The sequence below is a fragment of the Burkholderia sp. Ac-20379 genome (assembly GCF_017104645.1).
GTDB lineage: Bacteria > Pseudomonadota > Gammaproteobacteria > Burkholderiales > Burkholderiaceae > Burkholderia.
Window position 1 is genome coordinate 1 of the sequence record NZ_JAAGPF010000711.1, and the last position, 1,239, is coordinate 1,239.

Consider the following 1,239-nt stretch of genomic DNA (forward strand, 5'->3'; position numbering starts at 1 on the left):
TGCACGCGAGGATTGGCTCGGCCGCGCGCTCGACGCGCGCCTGTCGGCCGCCGAGCGGCGCGAACTGGCGGCGGCCGTCGCGCTGCTGCAGCGCCTCGCCGAGGATTAGCGCGATGGCGATGAATCTGGCCCGCTCGTTCCGTTCGCTGCGCAATCCGAACTACCGGCTGTGGGCGGGCGGCGCGCTGGTGTCGAACGTCGGCACCTGGATGCAGCGCACCGCGCAGAGCTGGCTCGTGCTGACCCAGCTCACGCATCACGACGCGTCGGCGGTCGGCATCGTGATGGCGCTGCAGTACGCGCCGCAGATGCTGCTGCTGCCATGGACAGGCTACGCCGCCGATCGTTTCGACCAGCGCAAGCTGCTGCGCGTGACGCAGGCGCTGATGGGCCTGATCGCGCTGGCGCTCGGCGTGAGCGTGGTGGCCGGCGTGGCGCGGCTCTGGCATGTCTATCTGTTCGCGCTGCTGTTCGGCAGCGTGGCCGCGTTCGATGCGCCGGTGCGGCAGACGTTCGTCACGTCGCTGGTCGGCGACGCCGATCTGGCCAACGCCGTCGCGCTCAATTCCACCGTATTCAACGCCGCGCGCATGATCGGGCCGGGCGTGGCCGGCGCCGTGATCGCGTCGGTCGGCACCGGCTGGGCGTTCGTGCTGAACGGGCTGTCGTTCGGCGCGGTGCTGCTGTCGCTGTCGCGGCTCAAGGTGTCGGCGCAGCATCCGGGCGCGCGGCCGCGGCGCGCGCAGGGCGGGTTGGCGGCGGGCCTCCATTACGTGCGCGGCCGGCCCGACCTGGTCGCGATCCTCGTCATGCTGTTCCTGATCGGCACGTTCGGGCTCAACTTCCAGATCTTCATCTCGACGATGGCCGTCGACGTGTTCCATACCGGCGCGAGCGGGTTCGGGCTGCTGTCGTCGATCATGGCGATCGGCACCATCGCCGGTGCGCTGGTGGCCGCCGGCCGCGACCGGCCGAGCCTGCGCACGCTGCTCGCGGGCTGCCTGCTGTTCGCGCTCGGCTGCGCGTGCGCGGCGCTCGCGCCGGGCTTCTGGATCTTCGGCGCGATGCTGGTGCTGACCGGCATCGCCGCGCTGACCATCACCAATTCCTCGAACAGCCTGATGCAACTGTCGACCGAGCCCGGCATGCGCGGGCGCGTGACGGCGCTGCGCGTGGCGATCGTGATGAGCGGCACGCCGATCGGCGCGCCCGTGGTCGGCTGGGTCGCCGACCGCTGCG

The 1,239-nt window shown here is 71.5% G+C and carries 1 protein-coding gene and 1 pseudogene; both read left to right on the forward strand.

From position 1 onward, the window contains the following. A pseudogene (locus G3N92_RS35270) lies at window positions 1-109 on the forward strand (MarR family transcriptional regulator); the annotation flags it as partial. A gap of 4 nt (window positions 110-113) precedes the next feature. Then, a partial coding sequence (locus G3N92_RS34145; RefSeq protein WP_206131884.1) for an MFS transporter occupies window positions 114-1,239 on the forward strand: 1,126 nt, incomplete at its 3' end.